The following is a 16045-nucleotide window of genomic DNA, read 5'->3' as shown; positions in this document are numbered from 1 at the left end:
AGCCGGGGGAGGTCGGCGCGCAACCATGCATGTCTCGCATCTGTCGCTCGCCGACTTCCGCTCGTACGCCCGGGCCGAGGTGGCCCTCGACCCGGGCGTCACCGCCTTCGTGGGCCCCAACGGCCAGGGCAAGACCAATCTCGTCGAGGCCGTCGGCTATCTGGCCACCCTCGGCAGCCACCGGGTCTCCTCCGACGCGCCCCTGGTGCGCATGGGCGCCGAGCGCGCGATCGTCCGCGCCGCCGTGGTCCAGGGGGAGCGGCAGCAGCTGATCGAGCTGGAGCTCAATCCGGGCCGGGCCAACCGGGCCCGGATAAACCGTTCCTCCCAGGTCAAGCCGCGCGACGTGCTGGGGATCGTGCGCACCGTGCTGTTCGCCCCGGAGGACCTCGCGCTGGTCAAGGGCGACCCCGGGGAGCGCCGCCGCTTCCTGGACGAGCTGATCACCGCGCGCGCCCCGCGCATGGCGGGCGTGCGCTCGGACTACGAGCGCGTCCTCAAGCAGCGCAACACCCTGCTGAAGTCGGCCGCGATGGCCCGCCGCCACGGCGGCCGCGGCATGGACCTGTCCACCCTCGACATCTGGGACCAGCACCTGGCCCGCTCCGGCGCGGAGCTGCTGGCGCAGCGGCTGGACCTGATCACCACGCTGCGGCCGCTGGCCGACAAGGCGTACGAGGAGCTCGCGCCCGGCGGCGGTCCTGTCGCCTTCGACTACCGCGGTCCGGCCGGCGTGGAGGGCGCCCGGACCCGCGAGGAGCTGTACGAGGTCCTGCTGGCCGCTCTCGGCGAGGTGCGCAAGCAGGAGATCGAGCGCGGCGTGACGCTCGTCGGGCCGCACCGCGACGAACTGCTGCTCAAGCTCGGGCAGCTGCCGGCCAAGGGCTACGCCAGCCACGGCGAGTCCTGGTCGTACGCGCTGGCGCTGCGCCTGGCGTCGTACGAGCTGCTGCGCTCGGAGGGCAACGAGCCGGTGCTGGTGCTGGACGACGTCTTCGCCGAGCTGGACGCCCGCCGCCGCGAGAGGCTGGCGGAGATGGTGGCGCCCGGCGAGCAGGTGCTGGTGACGGCGGCTGTGGACGACGACGTCCCGGGCGTCCTGGCGGGTACGCGGTACGCGGTCGCCGAGGGCAGGGTCGAGCGCGCGTGAACGGACACCGGTCATGAACGGACACGGCGAGAAGCCGGCGGCACCGAAGACCCCCGAACCCTCGGGCGTGGACCTGGCGCGGGTGGCCCTGCGGGCGGCCAAGGAGCAGGCGCGCGCCAAGGGCAACGCCGCGCAGCAGAAGAAGCAGGTGCGCCGTGGCGGCAGCCTGCGCTCCGGCGCGCGCGCCGACGGGCGCGATCCGCTGCCCCTGGGCGCGGCCATCAACCGGCTGATCACCGAGCGCGGCTGGGAGACGCCCGCCGCGGTCGGCGGGGTGATGGGCCGCTGGCCGCAGATGGTGGGCCCGGAGGTGGCGCTGCACTGCGAGCCGCAGCGTTATGACGAGGACGCCCGGGTGCTGACGGTGCAGTGCGACTCGACGGCGTGGGCGACGCAGCTGCGGCTGCTGGCGCCGACGCTGGTGGCCCGGCTGAACGACGACCTGGGCCAGGGGACCGTGAAGATGATCAAGGTGCTGGGGCCCGGCGGCCCCGGGCGCCGGTACGGGCCGCTGCGCGCCCCCGGGAGCACGGGACCGGGCGACACCTACGGGTGATCCAGTGCCTCGGATCGACCTTCGGGCGTCGCGGCGGTGAACCGAGTGACGCCCGCCGACGGCTGAGACTGCGCTCACGGTAGCGGGCGGTTGACAGCTCGAAGCGCTGAGTGCCGCTGTGAGCCTCTTGGAGCCCCGGTCCCCATATAGGGAGTCGGCTGATGCCGGTTCAGGGCGGCACATGAGGACCCAGGCACCGCCAAACCCCCATTCATGTCAGTGCCACCGGTACACTGTGTAGTAATCCCGCCGGAATCGCGGGACTCGTCGATACACGCTGAACGACGCAGCCGCTCCTGCCTGCCCCGGACACCCCCGCCGCAGCAGGGAAGGCCTGTGCTGTGCCAGAAAGGGCGCTTCGTGGCCGATTCCGGCAACCCCAACGAGAACACCAACCCCTCCGAGACCCCGGGCACCGCGCCCGGAGGCGAGGCGTCGTCGTACGACGCCAGCGCGATCACGGTGCTGGAGGGTCTGGACGCGGTCCGCAAGCGACCCGGTATGTACATCGGCTCCACCGGTGAGCGCGGCCTGCACCACCTTGTGTACGAGGTCGTCGACAACTCCGTCGACGAGGCGCTGGCCGGCCACGCGGACACCATCGGGGTGACGATCCTTCCTGACGGCGGCGTGCGCGTCGTCGACAACGGCCGTGGCATCCCGGTCGGCATCGTGCCCTCCGAGGGCAAGCCCGCCGTCGAGGTCGTCCTGACCGTGCTGCACGCGGGCGGCAAGTTCGGCGGCGGCGGCTACGCCGTCTCCGGTGGTCTGCACGGCGTCGGCGTCTCCGTCGTGAACGCGCTGTCCACGCGCGTCGCCGTCGAGGTCAAGACCGACGGCTTCCGCTGGACCCAGGACTACAAGCTCGGCGTCCCGACCGCCCCGCTGCAGAAGAACGAGGCGACCGACGAGACGGGCACCTCCGTCACGTTCTGGGCCGACGGCGACATCTTCGAGACCACCGAGTACTCCTTCGAGACGCTCTCGCGGCGCTTCCAGGAGATGGCCTTCCTCAACAAGGGCCTGCGCATCTCGCTGACCGACCTCCGCGTCGACCACGTCGACGAGGAGGGCAAGGCGCTCACGGTGGAGTACCACTACGAGGGCGGCATCGTCGACTTCGTGAAGTACCTCAACTCGCGCAAGGGTGAGCTGATCCACCCGACCGTCATCGACATCGACGCCGAGGACAAGGAGCGCATGCTCTCCCTCGAGGTCGCGATGCAGTGGAACAGCCAGTACAGCGAAGGTGTCTACAGCTTCGCCAACACCATCCACACCCACGAGGGCGGTACCCACGAGGAGGGCTTCCGCGCCGCGCTGACGGGTCTGATCAACCGTTACGCCCGCGACAAGAAGCTGCTCCGCGAGAAGGACGACAACCTCACGGGCGAGGACATCCGCGAGGGTCTGACCGCGATCATCTCCGTCAAGCTCGGCGAGCCGCAGTTCGAGGGCCAGACGAAGACGAAGCTGGGCAACACCGAGGCCAAGACGTTCGTCCAGAAGGTCGTCCACGAGCACCTCACGGACTGGCTGGACCGCAACCCCAACGAGGCCGCGGACATCATCCGCAAGGGCATCCAGGCCGCGACGGCCCGCGTCGCCGCCCGCAAGGCGCGCGACCTGACCCGCCGCAAGGGCCTGCTGGAGACCGCCTCCCTGCCGGGCAAGCTGAGCGACTGCCAGTCGAACGACCCGACCAAGTGCGAGATCTTCATCGTCGAGGGTGACTCCGCCGGCGGCTCGGCCAAGTCCGGCCGGAACCCGCAGTACCAGGCGATCCTCCCGATCCGAGGCAAGATCCTCAACGTCGAGAAGGCGCGCGTCGACAAGATCCTGCAGAACACCGAGGTCCAGGCGCTGATCTCCGCCTTCGGCACCGGTGTGCACGAGGACTTCGACATCGCGAAGCTCCGCTATCACAAGATCATCCTGATGGCGGACGCCGACGTCGACGGTCAGCACATCAACACCCTGCTGCTCACCTTCCTGTTCCGCTTCATGCGGCCGCTGGTCGAGGCCGGGCACGTCTACCTCTCCCGCCCCCCGCTGTACAAGATCAAGTGGGGTCGCGACGAGATCGAGTACGCCTACTCCGACCGCGAGCGCGACGCCCTGATCCAGCTCGGCCGGGAGAACGGCAAGCGGATCAAGGACGACTCGGTCCAGCGCTTCAAGGGTCTCGGTGAGATGAACGCCGAGGAGCTGCGCGTCACCACGATGGACGTCGACCACCGCGTGCTCGGCCAGGTCACCCTGGACGACGCCGCGCAGGCGGACGACCTGTTCTCGGTGCTCATGGGTGAGGACGTCGAGGCACGGCGCTCCTTCATCCAGCGCAACGCCAAGGACGTCCGCTTCCTCGACATCTGAGCCTGTCGGCCCACGAGAAACAGCCGCAGCGCGAAAGGACTTTGAACACCAATGGCCGACGAGACCCCTGAGACTCCCACCGCTCCCGTGCCCGAGGTGACGCCCGAGGGCGCGCCCGCGCCGCTGGAGGGCGTGGGGATGCGTGTCGAGCCCGTCGGGCTCGAGACGGAGATGCAGCGCTCGTACCTCGACTACGCGATGAGCGTCATCGTCTCGCGTGCGCTGCCCGACGTGCGGGACGGCCTCAAGCCGGTGCACCGCCGCGTGCTCTACGCGATGTACGACGGCGGCTACCGCCCCGAGAAGGGCTTCTACAAGTGCGCCCGCGTCGTCGGCGACGTCATGGGTACGTACCACCCGCACGGCGACGCCTCCATCTACGACGCCCTGGTGCGCCTGGCGCAGTCCTGGTCGATGCGCATGCCGCTGGTGGACTCCAACGGCAACTTCGGTTCCCCGGGCAACGACCCGGCCGCCGCCATGCGGTACACCGAGTGCAAGATGATGCCGCTGTCCATGGAGATGCTCCGGGACATCGACGAGGAGACCGTCGACTTCCAGGACAACTACGACGGCCGTAACCAGGAGCCGACGGTCCTGCCGGCCCGCATCCCCAACCTGCTGATCAACGGCTCGGCGGGCATCGCGGTCGGAATGGCCACCAACATCCCGCCGCACAACCTGCGCGAGGTGGCCGAGGGCGCCCAGTGGTTCCTGGCGAACCCCGAGGCGACGTCCGAGGAGCTCCTCGAGGCGCTCATGGAGCGCATCAAGGGCCCCGACTTCCCGACCGGCGCCCTCGTGGTGGGCCGCAAGGGCATCGAGGAGGCCTACCGCACCGGCCGCGGCTCGATCACCATGCGTGCGGTGGTCCAGGTCGAGGAGATCCAGAACCGCCAGTGCCTGGTGGTCACCGAGCTGCCCTACCAGGTCAACCCGGACAACCTCGCGCAGAAGATCGCCGACCTGGTCAAGGACGGCAGGGTCGGCGGCATCGCCGACGTCCGTGACGAGACGTCCTCCCGCACGGGCCAGCGCCTGGTGATCGTCCTCAAGCGGGACGCGGTCGCCAAGGTCGTCCTCAACAACCTCTACAAGCACACCGACCTGCAGACGAACTTCGGCGCCAACATGCTGGCGCTGGTGGACGGCGTGCCGCGCACCCTGTCGCTGGACGCCTTCATCCGCAACTGGGTCACCCACCAGGTAGAGGTCATCGTCCGGCGCACCCGCTTCCGGCTGCGCAAGGCCGAGGAGCGCGCCCACATCCTGCGCGGTCTGCTCAAGGCCCTGGACGCCATCGACGAGGTCATCGCGCTGATCCGGCGCAGCGACACCGTCGACGTCGCCCGCGGGGGTCTGATGGGCCTGCTGCAGATCGACGAGATCCAGGCCAACGCGATCCTGGAGATGCAGCTGCGCCGCCTGGCGGCCCTGGAGCACCAGAAGATCACCGCGGAGCACGACGAGCTCCAGTCGAAGATCAACGAGTACAACGCGATCCTCGCCTCGCCCGAGCGGCAGCGGATGATCATCAGCGAGGAGCTCGCCGCCATCGTCGACAAGTTCGGCGACGACCGGCGCTCCGAGCTGATCCCCTTCGACGGCGACATGTCCATCGAGGACCTCATCGCCGAAGAGGACATCGTCGTCACCATCACCAACGGTGGCTACGTCAAGCGCACCAAGACCGAGGACTACCGCTCGCAGAAGCGCGGCGGCAAGGGCGTACGGGGCACGAAGCTCAAGCAGGACGACATCGTCGACCACTTCTTCGTCTCCACCACGCACCACTGGCTGCTGTTCTTCACCAACAAGGGCCGGGTCTACCGCGCCAAGGCCTACGAGCTGCCGGACGCCGGCCGGGACGCGCGCGGCCAGCACGTGGCCAACCTGCTGGCCTTCCAGCCGGACGAGAAGATCGCCCAGATCCTCGCCGTCCGCGACTACGAGGCGGCGCCCTACCTGGTGCTCGCCACCAAGTCCGGCCTGGTGAAGAAGACCTCGCTCAAGGACTACGACTCGCCGCGCTCCGGCGGTGTCATCGCCATCAACCTCCGCGAGACGGACGGTGGCGTGGAGGACGAGCTCATCGGCGCCGAGCTGGTCTCCGCCGAGGACGACCTGCTGCTCGTCAGCAAGAAGGCCCAGTCCATCCGCTTCACCGCGACGGACGAGGCGCTGCGCCCCATGGGCCGGGCCACGTCCGGCGTCAAGGGCATGAGCTTCCGCGAAGGGGACGAGCTCCTCTCGATGAATGTGGTCCGTCCCGGTACGTTCGTCTTCACCGCCACCGACGGTGGCTACGCGAAGCGGACGAACGTCGACGAGTACCGCGTCCAGGGCCGCGGCGGCCTCGGCATCAAGGCCGCCAAGATCGTGGAGGACCGCGGATCGCTCGTCGGTGCTCTGGTGGTGGAGGAGACGGACGAGATCCTCGCCATCACGCTGAGCGGCGGCGTGATCCGTACACGGGTCAACGAAGTCAGGGAGACGGGCCGTGACACCATGGGCGTCCAACTGATCAACCTGGGCAAGCGCGATGCCGTCGTGGGCATCGCCCGGAACGCCGAGGCCGGTCGCGAGGCTGAGGGTGTCGAGGACTTGACCGACGCAGCCGGCGGCGACGGGTCCGAGGCGGCCGAGGGTGTCGCGCCCCCGGTCGAGGACACCGAGGAGTAATTCGTGAGTCGAGCCACGGGCACCGCCGACGGCGGTGCGGGTACCAAGCGGCGGGACCCTGCCCGGCCCGCCACCGGCAAGACCGGTGCCCGTGGCTCGGATACGGATACGGATACGGCCAAGCCCGTCGACGCCGACGGGAAGCAGGCCGGGAAGTCGTCCGCCGAGCCGACGGAGAAGCCGGCCGCTCAGGCGGCCGACAAGGCGGCTGGGACCGAGCCGGACGCCAAGGCCGAGGCCGAGCCGGACGCCAAGGCCGAGGCCAAGACCGAGGCCAAGGCAGCTGACGCCAAGACCGACGCCAAGGCGGTCGCAGGCAAGGCCGACCCCCGGGCCGCGGTCGCCAAGGGCGAGGCCGGGAAGACCGGCGACGAGACGGTCGCCATGAAGAAGGTCGCCGCCGGCAAGGCCGGTGACAAGAAGTCCGACGCGGACGGCGCCGGCTCCGTGGACGGCGGGGCCGGGCCCGCAGGCAGGGGGAAGACTGTGACGGAGACCCGAGGTCCGCAGCCGTACCACCCGCCGAAGGCCTACGAGCCTCCGGCCGAGCGTTCCGCTTCCGGTTCCACTTCTGGTTCCGCTTCCGCGGCCCAGCCCGCCGAGGCCGCGGCCGACGGCAAGGGTGCCAAGGCCGCCAAGGCCGCCAAGAACGCGGGGAAGGCCGTCCCCGCCGCCCGGCAGGCGCCCGACCGGGCCGAGGCCCCCGCGGCGCGCCCGGCGGCCCGTACGGCCCCGGCGGACGTCACCGCCCCTCGTACGCGCAAGGCCCGGCTGCGGGTGGCCAAGGCCGATCCGTGGTCGGTGATGAAGGTCAGCTTCCTGCTGTCCGTCGCGCTGGGCGTCTGCACCATCGTGGCCGCGACCGTGCTGTGGCTGGTCATGGACACCATGGGCGTCTTCTCCGCCGTCGGCGGCACGGTCAGCGACGCCACGGCCTCCGGTGAGGGCGGCGGCTTCGACCTGGAGTCGTTCCTGTCGCTGCCGCACGTCCTGCTCTTCACCTCGATCATCGCGGTGATCGACGTGGTGCTGGCGACGGCTCTGGCGACGCTGGGCGCCTTCGTCTACAACCTCTCGGCGGGCTTCGTGGGCGGCGTCGAGCTCACTCTCGCCGAGGACGAGTAGCACTCGTGAGCACGGGGCCCGGACACGATTTTGGGACTGGGCCCCACGTGCGCTAATCTTTCGGTGTCGCGAGGGGCTATAGCTCAGACGGTTAGAGCGCTTCCCTGATAAGGAAGAGGCCACAGGTTCAAGTCCTGTTAGCCCCACTCGCACGATCGGCCCGGACGGAATTCTCCGTCCGGGCCGATCGCTTTTGGGAGTTCGCCGGCCGCGGGCGGACCGGACGCAGGTCACCGATCGGTATCGGCCGGTGTGTATCATCGGCCCCCAGAGGTCCCCTCACGTCAAGGAAAGACGAGGTCGCGCGGTGAAGAAGCTGCTCCTGGTCGCACTGGCCGCCATCGGCGGGCTCCTCGTGTACCGGCAGATCCAGGCGGATCGCGCCGAGCAGGACCTGTGGACGGAGGCGACCGACTCCGTGCCCGCAGGTTCGGGTGTGTGAGCCACAACAAGCCTGATGCAGGGCCCTGACCGCTTCGGCGGTCGGGGCCCTGTCTCGTTTTCGCCGGTGCCGGCCGCCACCGGCCGGAGGCGCCGCGGCCGGGCGGCCCAAGGGACGGAACGATTTTGTTGCGTTCGCAAATAAAATGATTGCGAAAGTGAAGAATGTCCCGCCCTGGCGGTTCAGCCCGCCCTGAGCGCCCACACCCCCACGGCGATGCAGAGCAGCGCCACGATCAGCACGGGGACGGCCACCTTCGCCGGCGGCCCCGAGTGCCCGCGCGCGGCCCGTACGGGCGCCGCCGGGGCCTGGCGGGCCGAGGGTGGCGGCACGGCCCGGGGACGGGCTGTGGGGCCGTGTAGGGGCGTGTGGGCGGGTAGTTCGGGCGCGGCGGGACCTGGGGAGGGCCGGGCGGCGGCATCGGGTGGCGCTCCGGCCCCTCCGGGCCGAATCCCGGGGGCAGCGGGCCCAGCTGGTCGAAGACCTCGATCTCTTCCTCGTCGGCGGGCCGTTCGCCCAGCAGCTCGACGGCCGCCGCGAGGGCCTTCCTCGCCCCGGCGGCCGTACGGAAGCGGGCGTACGGATCCGGGTGCAGCAGGCTCGAGATCACCTCCCACAGGGGCGCGGGCACCTCCTCGGGGGCATTCGGCATCCCTTGTTCCTGAAAGCGCTCCACCAGTGCCTCGGCGTCCGGTTTCCGGCCGGTGAGCAGATAGAGCGCCACCAGGCCGACGGCGAAGAGATCCGCGGGGAAGTCGGGCTCCTCGCCCAGCATTTGCTCCGGCGCGAAGTAACCGGGCGTACCCATCACAAAGTTGGTGTCGGTCAGCCGTGGCTCGCCCTTGCGCATGGCGATCCCGAAATCGGAGAGCCGTAAATGCGGCCGGCCCGTACCGGTCGCCTCCAAAAGGAGATTGGCGGGCTTGATGTCCCGGTGCACCACGCCTTCCGCGTGCACCGCCGTGAGCCCGGACAGCAGCTGATCCAGGAGAACACACACGAAATGCGGCGGTAACGGCCCATAGTCGCCGATGAGATGGGCGAGCGAACCGCCGCCCACCATCTCCATGGTGAACAGCACCTTGTCGTCGTCCGCCGCCCAGCTCATCGGTGCCAGCACATGCGGGTGGTCGATGCGCAGCGCCTGTTCGCGGACGAACCTCAGCAGCGTGTGGGCGTCGCTCTGCTGCAGCACCTTCGCCGCCACATAGCGCCGCCGTCGCTGGTCCCAGGCCCGCCAGACGGCTCCCACCCCGCCCCGCCCGATCGGGTCCACCAGCTCGTACCGCCCAGCGAAGACCTCACCCATGTCCGACGCGTCGCCCCCGCTTCCCCGGCACCGGTCCCGCCCCGGCACGGTCAGCTCTGATGCGCCTCGTAGTGCGCGACGGCCTCGGCCGTCCGTCCGGCTCCGTACACCCGGAGGAACTCGGCCAGTTCGGGATGGGTGGGGGCGAGCGTGCCGGCGGCGTCGATGATGTCCCCCGCGCCCGCCACCGACCGCAGCAGCGACTGGATCTCGCGCACGACCCGGCGCACGGTCGGCGCCCCGCTGCTGGCGGTGGTCTGCGTGGAGTTGAGGACGGAGCCGCCCGAGCTCTTCTTGACCTCCTCCATCCGCTCGGCGGCCTCGGCGGCGCTCACGCTGCCGTCGGCGACCTGGCTGGAGAGCTCCTGCAGGGCCTGGACCCGCTGGACGACGGCGGGGTTGCCGATCTTGGCTCGCTGACCACTCATCAGCTGGGACAGCATGGGCGCCGACAGGCCCAGGACGGACGCGAGCCGGGCCTGGTTGAGGCCGAGATCGTCGATGAGGCGACGGAAGAGCGCCCCCAGAGGCTCCCCGTACCAGCTGCGCTGCAGCTCCCGTGCGCGGGCGGTGGCTTCCTGCTGTGCTGCGTCCATTCGCTCTCCCCTTCGCTTCGCTGCAGCGAATCTTGCGGTGCATCCTACGGAGAGTGGTGGGTCGCGGCGATACCCGGTCGGGAAACACTCCAGGCACCGGGTAGTCTGGTCCCCGACGGGGCCTTAGCTCAGTTGGTAGAGCGCTGTCTTTGCATGGCAGATGTCAGGGGTTCGACTCCCCTAGGCTCCACAAGAAAAACCCCCTGACCTGCGCACATGCGGGTCGGGGGGTTTTGCTGTAGGGCGCCGGCGCGAACTCTTGCGCAACGGCTGCGACCGCTGGGATCCATGTGATCCGTGGGTCAGAAAACGGTGTTCCGCAGCCGGGGGCTCGTCCAGCAGGCCGGTGGCCGGAACGCGGCGAGCGTCGTCCAATGGGGCGTGGGCAGCGCCGCGCCGCCCGCCGGCGAGTCGTCCTCCGGCTCGCCCGAGCACAGGGCGAGGCCGATGACCAGCGCGGCGAGCTCGTCGGGGTCGGGGCGGCCGCGCGTCACCCGAACCGTGGTGGGGTCGAGGGCGCCGGACAGGTCGTCGTTCATGAGCGGGGCCTTACTGCCGTACCGGGTCGCTGGGGACGCCTTCCACCGTGCGCTCGATCACCGGCGGACGGGAAGCCGGGTACCTCCGGACGAGTGACGGCCGCGCGGTCGACGGAAACCTCGAGGGTCGACGGAAACCTCGAGGAACGACGACGGGCCCGGAAACCCCGTGGGTCTCCGGGCCCGCTCCCGGTCGTCCGCCCGCCTCCGTGCCGGTCAGCGCGGCGGGCCGTTGTCGTCCGGGGACGACGCCTCCGTGTCCGCCCGGTCCTGCTTGGCCTGGACCTCCGGGTCGAGGCCGGCGGAGCTGCCGTCGACGGAGGTCAGCGAGGACCGTTCGCCGGGCTCGGTGGCCTCCGGGGGCTCGACCAGCCAGTCGGGGTTGGCCTGCTTGTCCCACCACTTCCACACGGCGACGGCTGCGCCGACGAGGACGCCCAGCACCACCAGGCGCTTGGCCGCCCGCCCCGCCCGGCCGCGGCGGCACCGGCGCTTGCCGAGCTTGCGCACGTCCTCCGCCGACACCTCCCCGCGCAGTGCGGCGAGCGCGGCCGTGCCCCGGGAGAGTGCCTCGTCCCGCATCGGCTCGGCGACGGCGCGGGCCCGCACGGCGGCGTGGTCGATCCTGGGTGGCAGCGCTTCCCGGGCGTGTTCGAGGCGGGGATGGAGGTGTGCGTCGTACTGCGAACGGGCCTGGTGCGCCGCCTCGGCCACCTTGGGAGCGAGCCGGGTGCGGGCCTCATGCGCGTAGTGCACGGCCGTGTCCTTCGCGGTGCCGGCGTAGGGCGCCACCACTTCCGCGGCGTGGCGCACGCTGTCCTTGGCAGTGTTGGTCGCGGCGCGCACGCTGTCCTTGCGGGTCACGAGTACCTCCTCCTCGGTGGCGTATGGTTTGTCGCCTTTCCACCCATTGAAAAATCATGCCTGCCGATGGGCGGTGCGGCATGTGCGAGCGGGCATCCGGGTCAAAGGGGGGCTTCGGTCGACAATGCCATGCTTCGCCGCCGCGCGCGGGGCTTTGGTGGTTACTCGCCGCGAAGGCGCCGTGCGAGGATCGTCAGTCGTCAGCGAAGACTATGGAAGGTAGATCGTGGCTGAGCAGCTCTACGCCACCCTGAAGACCAACCAGGGCGACATCGAGATCCGGCTTCTCCCGAATCACGCACCCAAGACGGTCGCGAACTTCGTCGAGCTCGCGGAGGGCAGGCGCGAGTGGGTGAACCCCGAGACCGGGGAGAAGACCACGGACAAGCTGTACGACGGCACGGTCTTCCACCGCGTCATCGAGGGCTTCATGATCCAGGGCGGTGACCCGCTGGGCAACGGCACGGGCGGCCCCGGCTACAAGTTCAAGGACGAGTTCCACCCCGACCTCGCCTTCACCAAGCCCTACCTGCTCGCCATGGCCAACGCCGGCCCGGGCACCAACGGCTCGCAGTTCTTCATCACCGTCTCGCCCACCGCGTGGCTGACGGGCAAGCACACCATCTTCGGCGAGGTCGTCAGCGACGCCTCGAAGAAGGTCGTGGACGCCATCGCGACCACGCAGACCAACCCGCGCACCGACCGCCCGGTCAACGGCGTCGTCATCGAGTCGGTCGTCGTCGAGACGCGCTGACCCCCGGGCCGTACGGTCCCACGGGAACCTGCCGCCCCGCCCGTGCGTATGACCGGGCGGGGCCGCGCGGTGCGGACAGGGCACACCGGCCCAGGGCCGACCGGCCCGCGACAGGGGCAAGGGGAGAGCATGAGCGACCAGGCCGTCCGCTGCTACCGGCACCCGGACCGGGAGACGGGCATTCGCTGCACCCGCTGCGAACGTCCGATCTGCCCCGAGTGCATGGTCAGCGCCTCGGTCGGCTTCCAGTGCCCGGAGTGTGTGAGCAGCGGTTCCGGTACGGGTCACGCCCCCCGCGCCAACGCCCCGCGCACGGTCGCGGGCGGCGCCCATGTGGACGACCCGCGCCTGGTGACCAAGGTCCTCCTGGGGATCAACGTCGCCGTGTGGATCGCCGTGATGGTCACGGACGGCATCCTGCTCGACAGCCTCGAGCTGTTCGGGCGGGCGGCGCTGACGGAGGGCGGCCCGCTGGAGGGCGTCGCCGAAGGGCAGTGGTACCGCCTGCTGACGGCGACCTTCCTGCACCAGACGCCGATGCACATCGCCTTCAACATGCTCTCGCTGTGGTGGCTCGGGCCTCCGCTCGAGATGGCCCTCGGCCGCGCCCGCTTCCTGGCGCTCTATCTGCTCTCAGGCCTCGGCGGCAGCGCGCTGACCTATCTGGTCGCCCCCGAGAACCAGCCCTCCCTGGGCGCCTCCGGTGCGATCTTCGGGCTGCTGGGCGCCACGGCCGTGCTGCTGCGCCGGCTGAACTACGACATGCGCCCGGTCATCATCCTGCTGGTGCTCAACCTGATCTTCACGTTCACCTGGAGCAACATCGCCTGGGAGGCCCACGTCGGCGGCCTGGTGGTGGGCACACTGGTGGCGTACGGGATGGTGCACGCGCCCCGCGAGAAGCGGGTGCTCGTCCAGCGCCTCACCTGCGCGGCGGCGCTGCTGGCGATCATCGTCGTGGTGGGCGTACGGACGCTGCAACTGACGCCCTGAGGGGCCCGCGACCCGCTGAACGGGCCCGTTTCCGGGCCCCGCCGCCCCTCACCCACACCGGTGGACGCACAGGTTGTCCACAACGAGTGGGGAATCTTGTGCACGACGTGGGGAACATGTGTTCGTGGCGGCCGTCACGCCCCTGAGCTGGGTTTCTGTCCCGAGATGCCGGGGCCGCCATCGATACGCAGTGCTCGCGATCAGTCACACCGGCGTCAACTTCGGGGAAGTTATCCACAGACAGTCTGAGTTTTTCCCCACTGTGGACGAGGGTGTGGATAACTCCACGGCAAGCTCAGGGCAGGGTTTTACGGGTGCGGCGCCCGGCCATGGTCCGGGCGCCCGCCGCCTCGCTCGGGACGTGCCCTACTTCCACTGTGTGGAGACGACGAATCCCGCGGCGATGAAGCCGAAGCCGACCACGATGTTCCAGTTGCGCAGGGCGTGGATCGGCATGTCGCCGCTCGTCACGTAGAAGACCACGATCCAGGCCAGCCCGATCAGGAACATCGCCAGCATCAGGGGTGCCACCCAGCCACGCCCGGTGCTCAGCTTGAGGTTCTGCTGCTGCTTCGCCGGCGGGGGCGTGAAGTCTTCTTTCTTGCGGATCCGTGACTTCGGCACGAGGGAACTCTCCTGTCGATGCGCTGCGTGACCGCGCTGGGATGAACGCTGGGATGAAACGGGCCTGTCCGCCGGGGCCGGAACGACGGGAACGCCGCCTTCCCCCGGGCGTCCGTTAGCGTAGTGCTTCCGCGGCGTCGGAGAGGATAAGGGTACGTTGAGCAATTCTGCCGACTCCACCGGTGCGCCCGTCCGGCGGTTCCGTCCGGTACGACTGTTGACCGGCGGCGTCTTCGCGCTGGCCGGGCTCATCTTCTGGATGAGCTTCAACACCGCCCAGGGCACCAACATCCGTACCGACGCCTCGATGCTGCGGCTGTCCGACCTCATCCAGGAGCGCAGCCGCAAGAACGCCGACCTCGAGGACAGCGCCGCCGGCGCCCGGGCCCAGGTCGACGCCCTGGCCCGGCGCGACACCGGCAACACCGCGCAGGACCGCAAGCTCACCGCGCTGGAGACCGCCGCCGGCACCCGCAGGCTCGACGGCCCCGGACTGACCGTCACCCTCATGGACGCCCCGCCCAACGCCACCGCCAGGATCCCCGGCGTCCCGCAGCCCCAGCCCAACGACCTGGTCATCCATCAGCAGGACCTCCAGGCCGTCGTCAACGCCCTGTGGAAGGGCGGCGCCAAGGGCATCCAGGTCATGGACCAGCGGCTGATCTCCACCAGCGCCGTCCGCTGCGTCGGCAACACCCTCATCCTCCAGGGCCGCGTCTACTCACCGCCCTACAAGGTCACCGCCGTCGGTGACCGCGGCATGCTGCGCAAGGCCCTCGACCAGTCCCCCGCGATCCAGAACTACCTCCAGTACGTCAACGCCTACGGCCTCGGCTGGAAAGTCGACCAGCACGACGCGGTGACGCTGCCCGGATACTCGGGCACAGTGGATCTCCACTACGCCAAGCCCGTGGGGTGACCCGGGAGGGAGCCGGCGATGGGGTTACGGCTCGTCGTCCGCACGCTCAGCGAACTGTGCCTGACCATCGGCACGTTGATCGTCCTTTTCGTGGTGTACGTCCTGTACTGGACCTCGGTCCGCGCGGACGGCGCGATGGCCAACGAACTCGACCGCCTCGAGCAGCGGTGGGCGGCCGGACCTGCCGCGCCCGCCGCGCCGGGCTCAGGGCCCGGCACCGCCACCGGCACCGAACCCGCCCCGGACGCCGGTGACGCCGGCCCGTCGGCCCCTCCGCCCCTCGCGGGCGAGCAGCCGGATGACGCCGCCGTCCCCCCGTCACCGGGCGGCGGAACGCGACGCCCGGCCGTTCCCGCTCCCCGTACGGACTACCGCTCCGGCGCGTCCTTCGCCGTGATGCGCATCCCCCGCTTCGGCCCCGGCTGGGTCAAGCCCGTCCTCCAGGGCACCGGCACCGAGCTGCTCAAGAAGGGCCTGGGCCACTACGAACGCACCGCCCGCCTGGGGGAGACGGGCAACTTCGCGGTCGCCGGCCACCGCCGCACCTACGGCGACCCCTTCAAGGACCTCGACGAGCTGCGGCCCGGCGACGCCGTGGTGCTGGGCGACGGCACCAGCTGGTTCACGTACCGCGTGGACACCCGCCCGTACCGCACCCTGCCCGGCGACACCGCCGTGCTCGACCCCGTGCCGGCGGCCGCCGGCTACCGGTCGCCCGGCCGCTATCTGACGCTCACCACCTGCGATCCGGAGTGGGGACACAGCCACCGGCTGATCGTCTGGGCGCACCTGGAGGAGACCCGCCCGGTCGCCGCGGGAAGGCCCGCGGCTTTGTCCGGCTGACCCCCCGCTCACGGCGTGTCGCCCCTTAGGCTGGTGCCGCACATTACTGAACCGACCATCGGCGAGTGGGTAGAGCATGTACGTCTGGATCTGGCGTCATCTGCCGGGCAACGCGTGGGTGAAGGCGCTGGTCTCGCTGCTGCTCGTGCTGGGGACGGTCTACGTCCTCTTCCAGTACGTCTTCCCCTGGGCGGAACCGCTGCTGCCGTTCAACGATGTGACGGTCGACAACGGCATGCCCGCCGGCGGCGCAATGACGGAATGGCGGTAACG

At 70.2% G+C, this 16045-nt stretch carries 15 protein-coding genes, 2 tRNA genes and 1 pseudogene; 13 read left to right on the top strand and 5 right to left on the bottom strand.

Going from position 1 to position 16045, the window contains the following annotated elements; genetic code table 11:
* Nucleotides 1-25 precede the first annotated feature (25 nt).
* From recF to J1792_RS33880, 7 genes are all read left to right on the top strand, one after another.
* Nucleotides 26-1150, top strand: a complete 1125-nt coding sequence (gene recF / locus J1792_RS05980) for a DNA replication/repair protein RecF (RefSeq protein WP_086567673.1) — start codon at nt 26-28, stop codon at nt 1148-1150.
* A 13-nt stretch (nt 1151-1163) separates the two neighbouring features.
* Complete coding sequence (locus J1792_RS05975; protein WP_086567675.1) at nt 1164-1706, top strand: DciA family protein; 543 nt, start codon at nt 1164-1166, stop codon at nt 1704-1706.
* Between the two features lie 336 nt (nt 1707-2042).
* Complete coding sequence (gene gyrB, locus J1792_RS05970) at nt 2043-4082, top strand: DNA topoisomerase (ATP-hydrolyzing) subunit B (RefSeq protein WP_086567676.1); 2040 nt, start codon at nt 2043-2045, stop codon at nt 4080-4082.
* 51 nt (nt 4083-4133) lie between these two features.
* Nucleotides 4134-6764 (top strand): DNA gyrase subunit A, encoded by a 2631-nt coding sequence (gyrA, locus tag J1792_RS05965; protein WP_086567677.1) that lies wholly within the window; start codon nt 4134-4136, stop codon nt 6762-6764.
* Nucleotides 6765-7148: 384 nt separating this feature from the next.
* Nucleotides 7149-7889, top strand: a complete 741-nt coding sequence (locus J1792_RS05960; protein WP_207247091.1) for a DUF3566 domain-containing protein — start codon at nt 7149-7151, stop codon at nt 7887-7889.
* A 72-nt stretch (nt 7890-7961) separates the two neighbouring features.
* Nucleotides 7962-8035 (top strand) — tRNA-Ile (locus J1792_RS05955).
* 161 nt (nt 8036-8196) lie between these two features.
* Nucleotides 8197-8331 carry a DLW-39 family protein gene (locus J1792_RS33880; RefSeq protein ID WP_003958712.1) on the top strand — a complete coding sequence of 45 codons (135 nt, stop codon included), beginning with the start codon at nt 8197-8199 and terminating at the stop codon, nt 8329-8331.
* Between the two features lie 182 nt (nt 8332-8513).
* On the opposite strand, the pseudogene J1792_RS05945 reads toward J1792_RS33880, so the two are convergent.
* Both J1792_RS05945 and J1792_RS05940 read right to left on the bottom strand, forming a co-directional pair.
* Nucleotides 8514-9640 (bottom strand): annotated as a pseudogene (locus J1792_RS05945) (serine/threonine-protein kinase).
* A 50-nt stretch (nt 9641-9690) separates the two neighbouring features.
* Nucleotides 9691-10236: a helix-turn-helix domain-containing protein gene (locus J1792_RS05940; RefSeq protein WP_086568698.1), complete on the bottom strand. Its 546-nt coding sequence runs from the start codon at nt 10234-10236 to the stop codon at nt 9691-9693.
* 117 nt (nt 10237-10353) lie between these two features.
* On the opposite strand from J1792_RS05940, the gene J1792_RS05935 reads away from it, so the two are divergent.
* A tRNA-Ala gene (locus J1792_RS05935) sits at nt 10354-10426 on the top strand.
* Nucleotides 10427-10538: 112 nt separating this feature from the next.
* On the opposite strand, the gene J1792_RS05930 is transcribed toward J1792_RS05935, so the two are convergent.
* Entirely contained in the window at nt 10539-10775 is a 237-nt protein-coding gene (locus J1792_RS05930) for an acyl-CoA carboxylase epsilon subunit (RefSeq protein ID WP_086568700.1), read from the bottom strand.
* Nucleotides 10776-10991: 216 nt separating this feature from the next.
* Nucleotides 10992-11639: a DUF5324 family protein gene (locus J1792_RS05925; RefSeq protein WP_086568702.1), complete on the bottom strand. Its 648-nt coding sequence runs from the start codon at nt 11637-11639 to the stop codon at nt 10992-10994.
* Between the two features lie 226 nt (nt 11640-11865).
* Here J1792_RS05925 and J1792_RS05920 point away from each other — a divergent pair, with 226 nt between their 5' ends.
* Both J1792_RS05920 and J1792_RS05915 read left to right on the top strand, forming a co-directional pair.
* Entirely contained in the window at nt 11866-12393 is a 528-nt protein-coding gene (locus tag J1792_RS05920) for a peptidylprolyl isomerase (protein ID WP_207246749.1), read from the top strand.
* A gap of 129 nt (nt 12394-12522) precedes the next feature.
* Nucleotides 12523-13386: a rhomboid family intramembrane serine protease gene (locus J1792_RS05915; RefSeq protein ID WP_086568705.1), complete on the top strand. Its 864-nt coding sequence runs from the start codon at nt 12523-12525 to the stop codon at nt 13384-13386.
* A 366-nt stretch (nt 13387-13752) separates the two neighbouring features.
* Here J1792_RS05915 and crgA read toward each other — a convergent pair whose 3' ends face one another.
* Nucleotides 13753-14010: a cell division protein CrgA gene (crgA, locus tag J1792_RS05910; protein WP_086568707.1), complete on the bottom strand. Its 258-nt coding sequence runs from the start codon at nt 14008-14010 to the stop codon at nt 13753-13755.
* A 157-nt stretch (nt 14011-14167) separates the two neighbouring features.
* On the opposite strand from crgA, the gene J1792_RS05905 reads away from it, so the two are divergent.
* The 3 genes from J1792_RS05905 to J1792_RS05895 all read left to right on the top strand — a co-directional run bounded on the left by J1792_RS05905 (nt 14168) and on the right by J1792_RS05895 (nt 16043).
* Entirely contained in the window at nt 14168-14929 is a 762-nt protein-coding gene (locus tag J1792_RS05905; protein WP_086568709.1) for a DUF881 domain-containing protein, read from the top strand.
* A gap of 18 nt (nt 14930-14947) precedes the next feature.
* Nucleotides 14948-15772 carry a class E sortase gene (locus tag J1792_RS05900; protein ID WP_086568710.1) on the top strand — a complete coding sequence of 275 codons (825 nt, stop codon included), beginning with the start codon at nt 14948-14950 and terminating at the stop codon, nt 15770-15772.
* Nucleotides 15773-15848: 76 nt separating this feature from the next.
* Complete coding sequence (locus J1792_RS05895; RefSeq protein ID WP_086568712.1) at nt 15849-16043, top strand: hypothetical protein; 195 nt, start codon at nt 15849-15851, stop codon at nt 16041-16043.
* Nucleotides 16044-16045 lie beyond the last annotated feature (2 nt).

The sequence above is a fragment of the Streptomyces triculaminicus genome, assembly GCF_017349075.1.
Classification (GTDB): domain Bacteria; phylum Actinomycetota; class Actinomycetes; order Streptomycetales; family Streptomycetaceae; genus Streptomyces; species Streptomyces triculaminicus.
The sequence above is the reverse complement of the archived record's forward strand: the minus strand, read 5'-3'. Positions and strand labels throughout refer to the sequence as shown.